This window comes from Nocardiopsis sp. TRM 82005 (genome assembly GCF_056312425.1).
In genome coordinates this window covers 18,066-33,720 of record NZ_JBWDTQ010000006.1, presented here as the reverse complement: position 1 = coordinate 33,720, position 15,655 = coordinate 18,066, and the positions used below count along the sequence as shown (strand labels likewise).

At 70.0% G+C, this 15,655-nt stretch carries 10 protein-coding genes and 2 pseudogenes; 5 read left to right on the top strand and 7 right to left on the bottom strand.

Annotated features, from left to right (window positions below; genetic code table 11):
• Positions 1–34: 34 nt before the first annotated feature.
• The 3 genes from AC0T5L_RS04770 to AC0T5L_RS04760 form a co-directional block, all read right to left on the bottom strand.
• Complete coding sequence (locus AC0T5L_RS04770) at positions 35–673, bottom strand: histidine phosphatase family protein (RefSeq protein ID WP_476164129.1); 639 nt, start codon at positions 671–673, stop codon at positions 35–37.
• Positions 670–1,431: a zinc ribbon domain-containing protein gene (locus tag AC0T5L_RS04765; protein WP_476164128.1), complete on the bottom strand. Its 762-nt coding sequence runs from the start codon at positions 1,429–1,431 to the stop codon at positions 670–672. Before AC0T5L_RS04765 ends, AC0T5L_RS04770 begins: the two co-directional genes overlap by 4 nt.
• A 97-nt stretch (positions 1,432–1,528) precedes the next feature.
• Entirely contained in the window at positions 1,529–2,398 is an 870-nt protein-coding gene (locus AC0T5L_RS04760; protein ID WP_476164127.1) for a Nif3-like dinuclear metal center hexameric protein, read from the bottom strand.
• A gap of 900 nt (positions 2,399–3,298) precedes the next feature.
• Here AC0T5L_RS04760 and AC0T5L_RS04755 point away from each other — a divergent pair.
• The gene (locus tag AC0T5L_RS04755) at positions 3,299–4,162 is read left to right on the top strand and encodes a deoxyribonuclease IV (RefSeq protein ID WP_476164126.1); all 864 of its coding nucleotides are present in this window, start codon (positions 3,299–3,301) and stop codon (positions 4,160–4,162) included.
• Positions 4,163–4,190: 28 nt separating this feature from the next.
• Here the strand turns inward: AC0T5L_RS04755 and AC0T5L_RS04750 are convergent, their stop codons facing one another.
• Positions 4,191–4,853, bottom strand: coding sequence for a winged helix-turn-helix domain-containing protein (locus AC0T5L_RS04750; protein ID WP_476164125.1), 663 nt, complete (start codon positions 4,851–4,853; stop codon positions 4,191–4,193).
• Positions 4,854–5,143: 290 nt separating this feature from the next.
• On the opposite strand from AC0T5L_RS04750, the gene AC0T5L_RS04745 reads away from it, so the two are divergent.
• Together AC0T5L_RS04745 and AC0T5L_RS04740 are read left to right on the top strand one after the other, a co-directional pair.
• Positions 5,144–5,344 (top strand): hypothetical protein, encoded by a 201-nt coding sequence (locus AC0T5L_RS04745; RefSeq protein WP_476164124.1) that lies wholly within the window; start codon positions 5,144–5,146, stop codon positions 5,342–5,344.
• Positions 5,345–5,979: 635 nt separating this feature from the next.
• Positions 5,980–7,188, top strand: a complete 1,209-nt coding sequence (locus AC0T5L_RS04740) for an MFS transporter (protein ID WP_476164123.1) — start codon at positions 5,980–5,982, stop codon at positions 7,186–7,188.
• Between the two features lie 296 nt (positions 7,189–7,484).
• Here the strand turns inward: AC0T5L_RS04740 and AC0T5L_RS04735 are convergent, their stop codons facing one another.
• On the bottom strand, positions 7,485–8,792 hold the full coding sequence (locus AC0T5L_RS04735; RefSeq protein WP_476164122.1) for an MFS transporter: 1,308 nt from the start codon (positions 8,790–8,792) through the stop codon (positions 7,485–7,487).
• A gap of 230 nt (positions 8,793–9,022) precedes the next feature.
• Between AC0T5L_RS04735 and AC0T5L_RS04730 the strand changes: the two genes are divergently transcribed.
• On the top strand, positions 9,023–9,373 hold the full coding sequence (locus tag AC0T5L_RS04730; RefSeq protein ID WP_476164121.1) for a hypothetical protein: 351 nt from the start codon (positions 9,023–9,025) through the stop codon (positions 9,371–9,373).
• 387 nt (positions 9,374–9,760) lie between these two features.
• On the top strand, positions 9,761–12,151 hold the full coding sequence (locus AC0T5L_RS04725) for a Tex family protein (protein ID WP_476164120.1): 2,391 nt from the start codon (positions 9,761–9,763) through the stop codon (positions 12,149–12,151).
• Between the two features lie 155 nt (positions 12,152–12,306).
• On the opposite strand, the pseudogene AC0T5L_RS04720 reads toward AC0T5L_RS04725, so the two are convergent.
• Both AC0T5L_RS04720 and AC0T5L_RS04715 read right to left on the bottom strand, forming a co-directional pair.
• Positions 12,307–14,341 (bottom strand): annotated as a pseudogene (locus tag AC0T5L_RS04720) (CocE/NonD family hydrolase).
• 22 nt (positions 14,342–14,363) lie between these two features.
• A pseudogene (locus AC0T5L_RS04715) lies at positions 14,364–15,648 on the bottom strand (ATP-grasp domain-containing protein).
• Positions 15,649–15,655: the final 7 nt, after the last annotated feature.

Sequence of the window (15,655 nt, the reverse complement as noted above, 5' to 3'; positions counted from 1 at the left end):
CCCTCGCGGGCGCCCTGATTCCCTTCGGGAACCCTCAGCCCAGGTGGGCGGTGTCGTTGAGGGAACGCACCACCATGGGCCCGTCGGCGAACACGTCCACCTCGTTCAGACACGCGGTGTCCAGGTGCATCCGGTACAACGCCTCCAGCGGAGCGAGCACGGCCTGCTGCACCACCACCTTGATGGGGGTCACGTGCGACACCACCAGGACGGTGCGTCCCCGGTGCCGCTCGACCAGGGCGTCCCGAGCGGCGACCACCCGCCGGGCCACCTCGTCGAAGCTCTCCCCGCCGGGCGGGGCCGTCCTCGGGTCCGCCAGCCACCGGTCCACCTCCACCGGTGCGTCGGCCCTGGCCTCGGCGAACGTCATCCCCTCCCAGACGCCGAAGTCGGTCTCGACGAACCCCTCGTCGATCTCGACCGACAGCCCGAGCACCTCGGCGGCGTGGGCGGCGGTGGCCCTGGTCCGCAGCAGCGGCGAGGAGACCACCGCGTCGATCGACCGCGAGGCCAGGCGGCATGCGGCCGCCTTGGCCTGCGCGTGCCCGTCCTCGGTCAACGGGATGTCGCCCCGCCCCGCGAAGCGGCGTTCCACCGACAGCGGTGTCTGCCCGTGCCGCAGCAGGATGAGACGGGTCGGCGTGGTGTCGTGCGCACCCCAGCCAGTGCTCACTGCTCCGCCTGGCCGCCCAGGCCCGACTCCTCGGTGCGGACCAGGATGCGGCGGCAGTCCTCACAGCGCACGACCTCGTCGGCGGCGGTGGCCTTGATCTCGTTGAGCTCGACGGTGCTCAGGGACAGCTTGCAGCCCCCGCAGCGGCCGTAGCGCAGCGGCGCCGCGGCCACACCGTCGTACTGGTCCCGAAGCTTGTCGTAGAGGGCCAGCAGATCGGCTGGGACGTCCTCAGCCACGCGGGCGCGGTTCTCGGTCGCGCGGGAGCGGTCCCACTGGATCTCGGCGGCGGCGGTGTCGCGGCGGGCGACCACCTCGGTGTGCTTGGCCACGGTCTGCTCGCGCTCGGAGGTCAGGCGGGCCACCTCGGCGTTGAACTCCTCGGCGCGCTCCATCACCTCCAGGACGACGTCCTCTAGCTCGGCCTGGCGGCGGCTCAGGGAGTCGATCTCCGACTGTAGGTTCTGCAACTCCTTGGCGCTGGTGATCTGTCCCGAATCAAGGCGTTTGGCGTCCCGGTCGGCGCGGGCACGCACCTGCTCGACGTCGCTCTCAGCCTTGCGCTGCTGGCGTTCGACGTCGGAGACCCGGGTCTGGGCGGTGATCAGTTCACTGTCGAGCTGGTCCACCTGCTCCCTGAGCCTGGCCGCCTCGGCGACCTCCGGCAGGGTCCGCGCGCGGTGGTCCAGGCGCTGGAGCTCGGTGTCCAACTCCTGGAGGTCGAGCAGTCTGGCCTGTGCGGCGGGTTCGGCTTTCACGTGTGACGTCTCCTGAGGTGGCTGGGGAAGGCGAGTATGCCGCCCGCGCCCTGAACTCTGTGCAGTTGGTCGGTCCGCCCCGCGGGGCGGCGGGCTCTCAGACGTGTGAGACGGCCTGCGACCAGGCGTCCGTCACCGTCGTCGAAACGCGGATCTCCACGTTAGCCCCATCGGGACCGACAGCGCGCCCGAGCGCCTCAGCCAGGTGTTCCGCGCCGTCGGCCAGCCAGGGCCACTCACTGGCGAAGTGGGCGGTGTCGATCAGGGCGGGACCGCCAGGGTCCTCCACGAACTCCGAGGCGGGATGGTGGCGCAGGTCGGAGGTGAGGAAGACGTCCACGCCGGCGGCCCGGGCGACGCCGAGCAGGGATTCGCCCGCGCCCCCGGACACCGCGACGTTGGTCACGAGGCGGTCCGGGTCCCCGGCGACGCGGATCCCGGCTGCGGTGTCGGGCAGTCCCCGCGCGGCCTGCTCGGCGAACTCGCGTAGGACCGCCGGCCGCTCCAGGGCACCGATCCTGCCGATGCCGCGGTGCCCCTCGGGGTCGGTGGCGTCGGGGTCCAGCGGCCGCAGCGGCCCGGTGAGGCCGACGGCGCGGGCCAGCGCGTCTGACACCCCCGGCGCGGCGGTGTCGGCGTTGGTGTGCGCGGTGTACAGGGCGGTCCCGGAACGGATGAGGCGGTGCACGATCCGCCCCTTGGACGTGTTGGCGGCCACGCTGGTGACGCCGCGCAGCATCAGCGGATGGTGGGTGATGACCAGGTCGGCGCCCCAGGTGAGAGCCTCGTCGATGACCGCGCCTACCGGATCGACGGCGAACAGGATCCGCGCGACCGGCTGGACGGGGTCCCCCGCCACGAGCCCGACCGCGTCCCAGGACGCGGCCCACGCGGGCGGGTAGACCTGTTCGAAGGCGGTGGTCACGTCGGACAGTGTGGGGTACGCGGTCTCGGTGTTCACGGCCACGAGACTAGCGTTCCCCGGCCCCGTCGGCGACGTGTTCCCGCTTCCCGGCCAGACCTGAGCCGAGGGTGCGCAGGCGCTCCGTGATCTCGGGCGGGGCCTCCAACGTGAAGGGGGTTGGTAGAGCCTCCAGCAGACCCCGACCAGGCACCGGTAGGGCCCGGGCTGACGAACAACCACGCACCCGTAGGGCCCGGGCTGGCGCGTCACCACAGTTTTGGTTACTCGCCGTTGGATGCTCTACGGGTGCGTGGTTGTGGCCGTTGCATGCTCTACCCAACCCCCTTCGGCGAAGCGCCGCTGGGTGCTCTACCAAAGCCCCCTGTGGCGGAGCGCCGCCTGAATGCTCTGCACCCTGCTTGTCCCCGCACGGCGCGCGCCCAAGCTAGGGGCTTCCCGGTGACCGGCGTCCTATATTCGTGTACCCCCGTCTCCAGGCGGTGCAGGACCCGCTCCCGGGAGCGCTACCCCCGCACATGGCGGGCGGGCCCAGGAGCGGACGCCCAGCTTTCCCCACCACTCCTACGGTGACCGGGGCCAGGGATCTCCCTCAGTTGAGTTCGCCAGACGAACTCGCCCTCGGTCGGTCCCACCCCCCTGGGGTCCAGGAAGCCGCCAGAAAACCCCGCTCCCCCACCCCCCTACGGCGAAGCACCGCTGCCAGCCCTACGGGTGCATGGTCGGGGTCTGCTGCGCGCTCTACCCAACCCCCCTGGAGCGGGCCACCGCTGCACACTCCACCAACCCCCTGCGGCGGAGCGCCGCTGGAAGCCCTACCCCCCGGGGGGGGGCGCACGGCCGGGGTCTCCTAGAGGCCCTACCCAAACCCCCTGGGGCGAAGCGCCGCGGTGTGAGCACCGGCACGGACCGACCGCTCCCCGCGGCCTCTAGGCTTGGCTGGCGATGAAGAACAGCGAGCAGCAGCGCCCCCTGTCCCCTGTCGGCGCCCACGTCCCGGTCGCGGGCGGCATGGCCACCAAGGGGCTGGCCTACGCCGAGGAGATCGGCGCCGAGACCGTCCAGGTGTTCGTGTCCAACCCGCGCGGGTGGGCCACCAACGGAGGCGATCCCGAACAGGACACGCGGATGCGCGAGCGCACCGACCTGCCCGTGTTCGTGCACGCCCCCTACCTGATCAACCTGGGCACCCCCAGCGAGGAGACCGCGCAGAAGTCGGTGCGCTCCCTGGAGCACGCGCTGCGCCGTTCGGCCGAGATCGGCGCGCTGGGCGCGGTGGTGCACACCGGTTCGGCCGTCTCGGGCGGGCGCGAGACCGGCCTGGCGCGCACCCGTGAGCGGCTGATGCCGCTGCTGGAGGAGCTGGGCGAGGACGTTCCCCCGGTGCTGCTGGAGCCGATGGCCGGTCAGGGCCAGGTGCTGTGCGCGACCATCGACGACCTGGCCGCCTACCTGGAGGCGCTGGAGTGGCACCCGCGCCTGGGTGTGTGCCTGGACACCGCGCACATGTTCGCCGCCGGACACGACATCTCCACGGCGCGGGGTATGCGCGAGGCCCTGGACCGCTTCGGCGAGGTGGTCGGCGCCGACCGGCTGAAGGTCGTGCACTGCAATGACTCCAAGGCCGAGTGCGGCAGCTGCAAGGACCGGCACGAGAACATCGGCGCCGGGTACATCGGCGCTGAACCGTTCGGGGAGTTGTTCCGGCACCCGGTGAGCGCCGGGATACCGCTCGTCCTGGAGACCCCGGGCCCGGCCGGTCCGCACGCCGCCGACGTGGCCGCGATGAAGAAGCTGCGCGGGGCCTGAGCCCCGGCCGCCCGGGTGCCGGGCCGGGTCAGTCCTCTTCGGAAGCGGTCCCGCCGGTCCTGCCCTCGGCCTCGGGCAGGACGGGGAAGAGGTTGACCTGGAGCTCGACGCTCTCGGTGTCGGGGCGGGTCTCGGGGGTCCGGTCCCGGAAGCGCTCGCCCCAGGGCCGAAGAAAGTCGAGGAGCGCCTCGGCGAACTCCACGGTCTCCTCCGGGGTGATCCGGACGTGGCTGGTGGAGTCGGTGGCGGCGCCCCTCCAGCGTTGCACCGCGGGCAGATCGGGCTTGTCCAGGACCAGCGTGACCCAGTCATCGAACCGTTCCCGCCTCTGCTGGTGTAAGCGGTCGAGAACGGTCCGGGCGACGAGCCGGGTCTGCGGATCGCTGAGGAACTCGTGCCCACGCATGCTCCAGCCGCCGGGCCGGACCCGCCACCAGCGCTCGCGTCCGCCCGTGTGCCCGGGGTCGTTGTCGATGAACCCGTAACGGGAGAGCTGGCGCAGGTGGTAGCTGGTGGCGCCGCTGCTCTCCCCCAGGCGCTGGCCCAGGATGGTGGCCGTGGCGGGGCCGTTGCGCCCGAGCTCGTCCAGGAGGCGGGCACGCAGCGGGTGGGCCAGGCCCCGCAGGGCCTGGGCGTCTACCTGTAGCTGTTCCGGGTGCTCGGGGACCGCGTCGGAGTGGTCGTCGCTCATGGCATCACCGTAATGCGGCGCCTCCTCTACCAACAGACCGTTGCAAAGTTCTCTTGGCATCGTTGGCGCACCCATACTCCTTCGACGGTGTCCATGCGCGTAGCAGCGCTGCCCACCGCGGCACCACCTGGCTTCGAACTCCGCTTCCCTGGTGAGGACGGTCGCGGACAACGCGCACCGCTCGACCAGGCCCGCACCTACGGTTTCGGGGGTGTGCGACCGATCCGGCCGCTTCCCTCCTCGCGCGGCCAGCGCGACAACACCGCTGGGGGCGAAGGATCCACGCGGGGTTGGGGTCGTGGCCGGAGCGCGACCACGTCATCGCGATGGGCTTCGGCCCGCCGGTGGAGGGTGAGACGACCGTCTCCTACCCGTCCCGTCTGGCCACGGCCAACGGTGTGGAACGCCGTGCCGTACTCAACCACATCGCCGAGCGCACGGCACCCGCCACCACCAAAGACTCGGCCCCGGACTGGACAGCTACGACCTAGCGCTCGGCAACGCAGCGAAACGCCGCCTGGCCGCCACCGCGTCAGTTCCGCCTGCGGCTTTGGACCGCACACTGTGGCAGAGGAACCTCATCGCTTTCTCACCCCGCGCCCCGCACGTCCCCTCCGTACAATTCCACCGCGTGGCCAAGTACCACGGCGAGGAACGTCTTCCGTTGGCGGGCCGCCCACGATGCGCGCATGTGCACGGGTCTTCCTCGCGCCCTCAGACCTACATGAGCGGTGACCGGGTGGCATGTGTCCGGCACCGGCTCTGGTTGGCTGGCCACCCGACCGGCCACCCCATGGAGCTGCGCCCCTACCCTGAACTGCTGGACTCGGTGCGGCGTCGTCGCCGCTTGCGCCGACGGGGGCGCCGTGAAGCACGTGGGGCGTTCGACCTTCCACTATTGGATGAACCGGCTGATCACCGCATGTCATACGATCGCTTCCGGTACGCTCCGGCGGGACAGAGGAAGGTTTGCCTCGTTCAGGCGTTGCACCGGTGCGGCGATGATTTTACGCTGGGTTCCAGAGTGCTCGGCAAAGAAAATGCGTTATGCATTTCTCTCGCCCTACGATGGAAGTACACAAGTCCAATTAATCGGCGCCATCGTGCCCATACATGAGAGACCGCGATGCCCAGCGTGACTGTAAGCAGCAGCAAGGCGGCTGCCTATGGAGCTTTCGCGGCGAACGGAGCGATGTACGCGGCACTTGTGAGTCGCGTGCCAGCCTTGGGAGCGGAGCTGAGCCTGTCTACGGCAGAACTCGGGCTGCTTCTGTTATGGCTGTCCGCCGGGGCCGTGTCCGGGCTCCCCGCGGCAGGCCTCCTGGTCCAACGTCTCGGTGGGAGCCGGGGAATCACCGCCGGTATCTCTCTGGCGGCGACAGGACTACTGCTGCTCGCCATCGGCCTGGGAGTCGCCTCGTGGCCTATCACAGCGGCCGCACTCTTTTCCATCGGGTTGGGAATGGGGCTGTGGGAAGTCAGCATGAACGTTGTTGGCTCACGTATAGCACACCTCACCGGCAGCGAGAACCTGTTACCGCGACTTCACGCCGCACTCAGCCTAGGAACCGTGGCCGGAGCTCTTCTTGGTGCATTTCTAGCGAGCATGTCGGTGCCTCTGCCGAGTCAGAACTTGGGCATAGTAGGCCTGCTGGTGCTGATAACTTTTCCGCTCAGGCGGGTTGCACAAGGCGCGGATACGCGTGACACAGGCGATGTCACGCGTGCGCCCGGAAGCGTACTGTTAGCCTCCTGGCGTGAACGTCGGACCCTTCTTATCGGAATATGCGTCCTGGGATTCGCCTTCACCGAAGGCACGGCCAACGAATGGATCGCGTATGTTCTGGTCGACGGTTATGGTGCCGCCGAGCACACGGGAGCTCTTGCGTTTGCCGCCTTCGTGACAACAATGACAGCGGGGCGCCTCACCGGAGGTGCTCTCGTTGCTCGCGTCGGCCGCGCTAGCGTCCTTCGCGTCTCAGTCGGGCTGGCCCTTTGCGGCGTACTTGTCGTGGCTTTCAGCAACGCGGTTGCATGGGCTCTCGTGGGAGCGCTTCTGTGGGGGTTGGGAGCCGCGATGGGATTCCCGGTCGGAATTGCGGCGGCTGCGGACGATCCCGAAAGAGCCGCAGCGAGGGTGTCTGTAATCAGTTCGCTGGGCTATGCGGCCTTCCTTGGGGGCCCGCCATTGCTGGGGTTGCTCGGAGGGCTCTACGGCATCCAGCAGGCAATACTGATTGTCTGTGCGGCGCTTTTGCTGGCCTTCCTCGCGGCGGGGTTCACTCGGCAGATCACCACCGTCGGGGATAGGGGGAATCATATCGGACCTCGGTAGGAAGACCGTTGCAGGAATTACTCGGCCTTCGCTTTGGCACCCGAGCCCGGAAAGGACAGACGCGATACCGGTAGGTCCATGAAAAACAAGCGTCCTGCGAAGGAGAAGGTCGGAACCATTCCCGGTCGCAACCGTTTTCAGCTAGTTTCGTTGGTTCCCCCAGTCCACGAGAAGTGCCAGATGAGATGACCATCGCGCTGCCGGGTTCGGACAGGTCATCTCTCCCGGACCTGGTCGAGGCGTTATCGCAGGGTCGGGCCGAATGACCTCGGACAGACGGCGCGGCAGGCCGGGGATCAGCGTGCGTGGCCAGCGGCCAACTCCGCGGCGGCCGCGTCCGAGAGCCGGGCGCACTCGGCGACGGCCCCGCGAAAGACCAGGGGCGTGACGACGGCGATCAGGCCGCCGACCAGGAAGGGCAGGGCCAGGTCGATCCGGCCCAACAGGCCGCCCAGGAGCGCGCCGACCGGGGCCAGGCCCCAGCCGAGCATGCGGCTGGCGGAGCTGGCGCGCCCGCGCAGGCGGGAGGGGACCACGGTCTGGAAGAACAGCGAACCGGCGACGTTGGAGACCGTCATGCACAGGCCCAGCAGGCCCCACAGCGCGGCGGCGAGCCAGGCGCTGGGCAGCAGGCCGACCGCGACCAGGCACAAGCCCACCCCCGTGTAACCGCCCATCATGACCGCCCTGCGGCCGACGCCCGCGATGAGCCGGGAGACGGACACCGACCCCAGGAGGCCACCGACGGCGACCGAGGAGACGAAGAGTCCGTACAGGGCCGCGGGAACGCCCAGCACGTCCTGGGCGTAGAGGACCAGGACGGCGGTGGCCGTCTGCATACCGATCATGAGGCCGGCGTTGTTGAACACCAGGCCGCGCATCAGCGGCTGGCCGAAGACGTAGCCGAAGCCCTCGCGGAGCGAGCGCAGGACCCCCTGGTCCGGTTCGGCCTCACCCCCGTCCTCGGACGCGGCGGCCGGGGAGGGGGTGCGCCGCAGCATCACGACGACGGTCACCACGAGCACGGAGCACAGGCCGTAGGACACCGCCGTCCCGGCCACGGGCAGGACCGCGGCGACGGCGAAGAGCACACCGGCCACGGGAGCGGACAGACACTCCTGGGCGACCAGGCGACCGCCCTCCAGCCTGCTGTTGGCCCGGTCGAGCAGACGGCCCGGCACGATGCGGGAGACGGTGATCCGAGTGACCGGGTCGGTGACCGTCTCGCAGCAGATCACCACGAACAGCGTCGCGTACATGGCCCAGATCGTGGCGTGGCCGGTGGCGACCGCCAGGGCGAGGACGGCCACGGCGGCCGCGGCGACCGTGCTGGAGACCGTCATGGCGCGCAGGCGGTCGACCCTGTCGAGCAGCACGCCCGTGAGGGGAGCCACGAGCAGCCAGGGCAGGAAGCGTGACACCGCCAGGCCCGCGACGGCGAGGGGGTCGTGGGTGAGGGTGGCGGCGATCAGCGGCAGCCCGGTGGCGAGCATGCCGTCTCCGAGGTTGGTGAGGGTTCCGGCCGCCCAGAAGCGGTGGAAGGCCCTGCCGAGGCGTTCTTCACGCGGTGGCGCGGTGGTGGGGGCGGAGGGTTCGGTCGCCATCTCGGTCTCCTGGTGTCGGGGAGGTGGCACCACCGTATTCCAAAGCTTCCTTTGCAAAGTTTCCCGTGCAAAAATTTCTTTGCATCACCCGAGGTAGTGGATGCGTATCCCCGTGTGACGGGGGCGTGCATCCTCCTCCGTCCCACGGCCGGGATTCCGGAATGGGTGACAATGGGGGCAAGCCCCGGGATCCGGGGCGGGTCGCGGATCAAGGAATGAGGTGTCGCCGGATGGATCCGGTCTCCATGGTCTTCGGAGCCACGATCGCGCTCGGCGGGTTCCTGGTCGGACGTTTGGCGACCAAACGCCAGAGTCGGGAAGCCCTCGAACAGCAGCGGAAGCAGGAACAGGCCAGAGCCCTGGGCACCCCGCAGAACCCCCAGCCGCTCTGCGGATGCGGCCACCACCTGGTCTTCCACGACCAGAAGACCAAGAGGTGCCAGACCCAGGTGGTCATCCCCGGACGGTGGACCGGGCAGGCCAGCTCCACCTACCGCCAGTGCATGTGCCAGGGCTACCGGGGCCCGCTCCCCCTCGACGAGTACTACGCCCCCGACTACCTGAACGAGACCGACGGCTGACCCGGGACCCGTCAGTTCCGTCCGCGAGCGCGAAGGGCCGCCGCGCGGTTGTCCACAGGGGCTACCGCCGACCGGTCCCTTCCGCTTTCCTGGAACGAGGGGTCCGGGGCGCCGACCGTCCCCGGCCCTCCTCCCCCGAGGCCGCTCAACCGCAAAACCCCGCCCTCCGCACGAGGGCACCGCACCGGCCGTCTTTGCGGGATCCCCTTTCCGGCCCGGGCCCGCTCGTCGGCGCGGAGCGCTCGTGGCACCGTCCCGACGGAACCCGTGCACGAGCAACGCCACAGTGCGGGAACCTGGGACACGGGATCCCGCCGGGATGACAATGTCCTCCCCCGGCACCAGAATGTCCCCGCACCGAACAGCCAGAGAGTGGACGTTGAACCAGTGACGACCCCTGCGACACCCACGATCGACCAACGCATCGCCGAGGAGCTCGGCGTGGGCGCACACCAGGTCACCGCCGCCGTCGAGCTCCTCGACAGCGGATCGACCGTGCCCTTCATCGCCCGTTACCGCAAGGAGGCCACCGGCGCGCTGGACGACATCCAGCTGCGCGCCCTGGAGGAACGCCTGCGCTACCTGCGTGAGCTGGCCGAACGCCGCACCGCGATCCTGGAGTCGATCCGCTCCCAGGGCAAGCTGGACGAGGAGCTGGAGGCCCGCGTCAACGCGGCCGACTCCAAGGCCCGGCTGGAGGACATCTACCTCCCCTACAAGCCCAAGCGACGCACCAAGGCCCAGATCGCACGCGAGGCCGGGCTCGAACCCCTGGCCGAGACCCTGCTGGCCGACCCCGCCCAGGACCCGCAGGAGACCGCCGCCGCCTACGTCGACCCCTCCGGGGACGTGGCCGACACCAAGGCCGCCCTGGACGGGGCCCGTGCCATCCTGGTGGAGCGTTTCGCCGAGGACGCCGACCTCACCGGCCTCCTTCGCGAGCGCCTGTGGGAGAAGGGCCGCCTGGGCTCGACCGTCCGCGAGGGCAAGGAGGAGGCGGGCGCCAAGTTCGCCGACTACTTCGACTTCTCCGAGTCCCTCACCAACCTCCCCTCCCACCGCGTCCTGGCCATGTACCGGGGCGAGAAGGAGGAGGTCCTCACCCTCACCCTGGAGCCGGAGGAGGCCCCCGCCCAGAACCCCGACGGCACCACGCCCCGCAGCACCTACGAGAACGCCATCGCCCACCACTTCGAGATCGTGGACCGTGGGCGGCCCGCCGACCGCTGGCTCCAGGACACCGTGCGCTGGGCCTGGCGCACCCGCATCCTGGTGCGGTTGGACATCGACGTGCGCATGCGGCTGTGGCAGCGCTCCGAGGACGACGGCGTGAACGTGTTCGCCGCCAACCTGCGCGACCTGCTGCTGGCCGCCCCCGCCGGAAGCCGGGCCACCCTCGGCCTGGATCCCGGCCTGCGCACCGGCGTCAAGGTCGCCGTCACCGACACGACCGGCAAGGTCGTGGCCACCGACACGGTCTTCCCACACGCGCCCCGCCGCGACTGGGACGGCTCCATCGACAGCCTGGCCCGGCTGTGCGCCGCCCACGCGGTGGAACTGGTCGCCATCGGCAACGGCACCGCGTCCCGCGAGACCGACAAGCTCGCCGCCGACCTGATCAAACGCCACCCCGAGCTCAAGCTCACCAAGGTGATGGTGTCGGAGGCGGGCGCGTCGGTGTACTCGGCCTCGGCCTACGCCTCCGAGGAACTGCCGGACATGGACGTGTCGCTGCGCGGTGCCGCCTCCATCGCCCGCCGCTTGCAGGACCCGCTGGCCGAGCTGGTCAAGATCGACCCCAAGTCGATCGGTGTGGGCCAGTACCAGCACGACCTGGCCGAGGCCAAGCTGTCGCGCTCGCTGGACGCCGTCGTCGAGGATTGCGTGAACGGCGTGGGCGTGGACGTCAACACCGCGTCGGTGCCGCTGCTGACCCGGGTCTCGGGCGTGACCTCCACCCTGGCGCGCAACATCGTCTCGCATCGCGACGCCAACGGCCCGTTCCGCACCCGCAAGGAGCTGCGCTCGGTACCGCGCCTGGGCCCCAAGGCCTTCGAGCAGTGCGCGGGCTTCCTGCGCGTGCCCGGTGGCGACGATCCGCTGGACGCCTCGGCGGTGCACCCGGAGGCCTACCCCGTGGTACGGCGCATCCTGGACCGGGTGGGGGCCGACCTGCCCTCGCTCATCGGCAACAAGGACGCGTTGTCGCGGGTGCGCCCCGAGGAGTTCGTGGACGACACCTTTGGTCTGCCGACGGTCAACGACATCCTCGCCGAGCTGGACAAGCCCGGCCGCGACCCGCGCCCGGCCTTCACCACCGCCACCTTCAAGGAGGGTGTGGAGAAGCTGTCGGACCTGGAACAGGGCATGATCCTGGAGGGCGTGGTCACCAACGTGGCCGCCTTCGGCGCGTTCGTGGACGTGGGTGTGCACCAGGACGGCCTGGTCCACGTCTCGGCGCTCTCGCACAAGTTCGTGGAGGACCCGCGCGATGTGGTCAAGCCCGGCGACATCGTCAAGGTCAAGGTCCAGGACGTCGACATCCCGCGCAAGCGCGTCTCACTGACCATGCGCCTGGACGACGAGGCCCCTTCCGGCGGCGGCCGGGGCGGCCGTGAGGAGCGCGGCGGCCGGGGTGGCGGCGGTGGCGACCGCCGCCGGGGCGGCGACAACGGCCGCCGGGGCAACGGCGGCGGACGCGGCCGGAACAACGGTGGCGGTGCCGCACCGCAGGGTTCGATGGCCGACGCGTTGCGCCGCGCGGGCCTGGGCGGGTAGACCCCGCCCGTCCCGTTCCCGCCCGGGCCCCGGACGCGTTTCGCGACCGGGGCCCGTTTCCCGTCACCGCCCGGGTCCGCTCCACAGCGCTCGGGACGCCCTCAGCGGACACCACCCGGCCCCGCGGCACCGGGTGCCGGTGGCCCCAGCCGGCCTCAGACACAGTCCCGCGAGATCACCGAGGTGTAGATCTTCGTGGCCACACGCCTCGTGCCCTCGTAGGCGTCGATCGTCGCGTGCAGGTGGAAGTCGGTCGCCGTGGACGTGAGCACCGTGCGGGTCCTGGTCTGCACCGACCAGTCTCCGCGGGCGAAACCCATCGTCCAGGCCGCCTCGCCCCGGACCGAGTCGTAGTCGTCGCCGACCCGGCTGTAGTGCTCCTCCGCGCGCCGGGTCACCTCCAGTCCGATGTCGTCGAAGCACACCGTCCCCAGGTCCTTGACCACGTTCAGCGAGGCCTGGTAGTTCACGAGGTTCTGGGCCAGGTCCCACCGCTCCTCGCCCGGCTCGATCCGGCTCGTCGTGATGGGGGCGGTGCCCTCGGGCTCGCCGAAGGGTGCCACCTGCCGCTCGTCTCCGGCGCCTTCGGCGGGGCGCACCGGAAGATGCACGCGGGTGTGCTCCCCCTGGAACACGGTGAGGGTCACCGGCTCGGGAGAGGGCCACACGAGCGGCCAGTAGGAGGTGGAGACCGAGATCCTCACCCGGTGTCCGGGCGGGAACGCCTGTGCCACACCGTTGAGGGGGGGCCGAGACGCGGTACCTGCGCCCGGGCACCAGCTTCTCCGGCCTCTCGTGACCGCTGACGTGGGTGAGGTTCAACAGCCCGTAGGTCACACGCGTGGCATGCCCCTCGGGGGCGACGTCGCACAGCCGCACAGCGACCATCGCGTCGGGCCGGTCCACGGCGAGTTCGAGGTCGACCATCACGGAGCCGAGGATCTCCAACCGTTCGGCGAGCGGCACGCTGTCGAAGACGATCGACCCGCCGTCGTCCTCGCGCTGGTCGTAGGGCAGGTCCGGAGGAGCGTTGTAGGAACACCACTTGCCCGCGTGCTGTCCGGTGGACAGCGGGGAGGACAGGGTCAGGGCGTCCTCCCTCCTCTCTGGCTCCCCCTCTCCGAGCACACGGCCGGATCCCAGCGAGCGCGACTCGAACACGATGTTCGGCGACGGCCACTCCCGCTCACCGACCCAGCGCCCCGGCCGGTCCTCGTACGCGGTGGAGGGCATCACGCTCTCCTGTAGCCAGGCCCGCAGGACGGGTGCGTCCATCACGTCGTTGTCGATGCCCTTGAGCCAGCGGTCCCACCAGCGCACCATCTCCTGGAGGAAGCCGATGGCGGGGCCGGGCTGGCCCAGGTGCGGGTACTTGTGCGACCAGGGTCCCAGCAGCCCGAGACGGGGAACCCTCAGTCCCCGCAGCAGCCGAAAGACCGAGTTGGAGTAACCGTCGGCCCAACCGCTGACGGCCATGACGGGCACCTGGATCGCGTCCATGTCCTCGGCCACCGAACCGTGCTTCCAGTACTCGTCCCGGTGCTGGTGCCGCAGCCAGGTGTCGAGCCACAGGCCGCTGTGCTCCAACCGCTCATGCCACATCTTCCGCCACTGCCCGCCGACCAGGTCCGGATCGGGCGGACAGGAGTTGTAGGCGAACATCGTGGAGGCCCAGGACAGGTTGTCCCCCAGCAGGCACCCGCCCATGAAGTGCACGTCGTCGGAGTACCGGTCGTCGGTGGAGCAGGCCGTCACGATCGCGCGCAGGCTCTCGGGCTGCCGTGCGGCGACCTGTAGGGCGTTGAACCCGCCCCAGGAGATACCCATCATGGCGGTACGGCCGTCGCACCAGGGCTGGTCGGCGAGCCAGGCGAGCACCTCCTCGGCGTCCAGGAGCTCGCGTTCCAGGTACTCGTCTGTGAGCACCCCCTCGGAGTCGCCGCTGCCGCGCAGGTCCACGCGGGCGCACACGTACCCGTGCCCGGCCATGTAGGGATGGTGTATCGAGTCGCGTTGCGCCGTCAGGTCGCGCCTGCGGTACGGGATGAACTCCAGGATCGCCGGTACCGGGTCCTCCTCGCTCCCCACCGGGCGCCAGATCCGTGCGGCCAGCCGGACGCCGTCACTGAGCGGGATCTGGACGTACTCGTCCTCGCGGACTTCGTTCGGCAGCTCGCTGACGGTTCTCATCGTCACCGGCTCCTCTCTGTACTCAGTCCTCTTCGTCGGTGTCTCGGATCGTGAAGGGCAGCTCCTCCACGCAGGCCTGGTACTTGCGCTCGCACTCCGCGGAGTCCCGGGCGCCCACGAACACGTGGGCCAGGTCGAAGCTGTAGCTGTCCTGGATGGGAAGGTCGGAGAGCCACTGGCCCTTGGGCGCGACGACCTCCACCTTCGTGCCCGGTGCCCTCTCCTCCGCGCGCGCGATGTCCTCCTCGGTGGGCACCGCCGAGACGAAGCCGTCGCGGAAACGGCGCAGGAACCACTTGGAGGCCACCTCGTACCCTCCGCCGCGTTCCAGCTCGGGCTCCTCCCCCAGGGCGACCCTCAGGCAGATCTCGTGGTTGGACACCCCGCGCACGAGCTCGAACAGCCTGGCGTGTGACTGGGAGTGCCGCGGATTGATCTCCAGGAGCCTGATGGCGCCGCTCCGCGGATCGTAGAAGTACTCGATGTTGAAGGTCACGTTGTCCAGCCCGACCCGGGAGATCGCGCGCCCGGACAGCTCGGCCAGGCGGTCGCCGACCTCTTCGGACACCTGGGACGGGTACTCGTAGCGCAGGAAACTCGACATGCCCGGATAGCGGTGGGAGTCCACGATCCCGTAGACGTGTGGAGCTCCGTTGCGGACGTAGCCCTCGACGGTGAGCTGGTCACCCGTGGCCTCCTCCTCGGCCACCACGGCCGTGCCCCCCGGCCTCGGCGACGTCGGAAGGCAGCCGTATCCGGTCCATCACCCACTGGAAGGACTCGCCGAGGCGTCCGGCACCCGCGCTGATCTCCTCCATCGCCTCGCGGAACTCGGTGTCGTCGGTGGTTCGGAAGGCCAGTTCGGAGGAGAACGACTTCACCGGTTTGACCCACAGCGGATAGGACAGCCCCTCCGGTTTGTCCGTTTCGCCGAGGTCGACCTCGGCGAAACGGGAGACGGCCTCGGGGATGACGGCCCGCTGCTCCAGACGGCTCCAGTACTTGTGCTCGCACTGGACGACGGATTCCAGGGACGCGCACGGCAATCCCCGTTCCCCGCAGAGCAGCGGCACCAGCTAGCTGACCGGAAAGTCCCAGAAGCCGATGATCGCGTCGACCGTGCCCTCGAAGGAGTCCAGCCTCTCGGTCGCCAGGGCGAGCAGGCCGGGCATGTCCACTTCCCGGTCCTGGCCGAGCTCGTCGAGTCCCAGCAGCGGGAGGAAGCGGTAGTCGCGGTCGGCGGGCAGTGCGAGCAGGATCTCGTGGTTCTGCTCGTCGAGTCCCAGGACGAAGACGTTCGTGGTCATCGCTCAC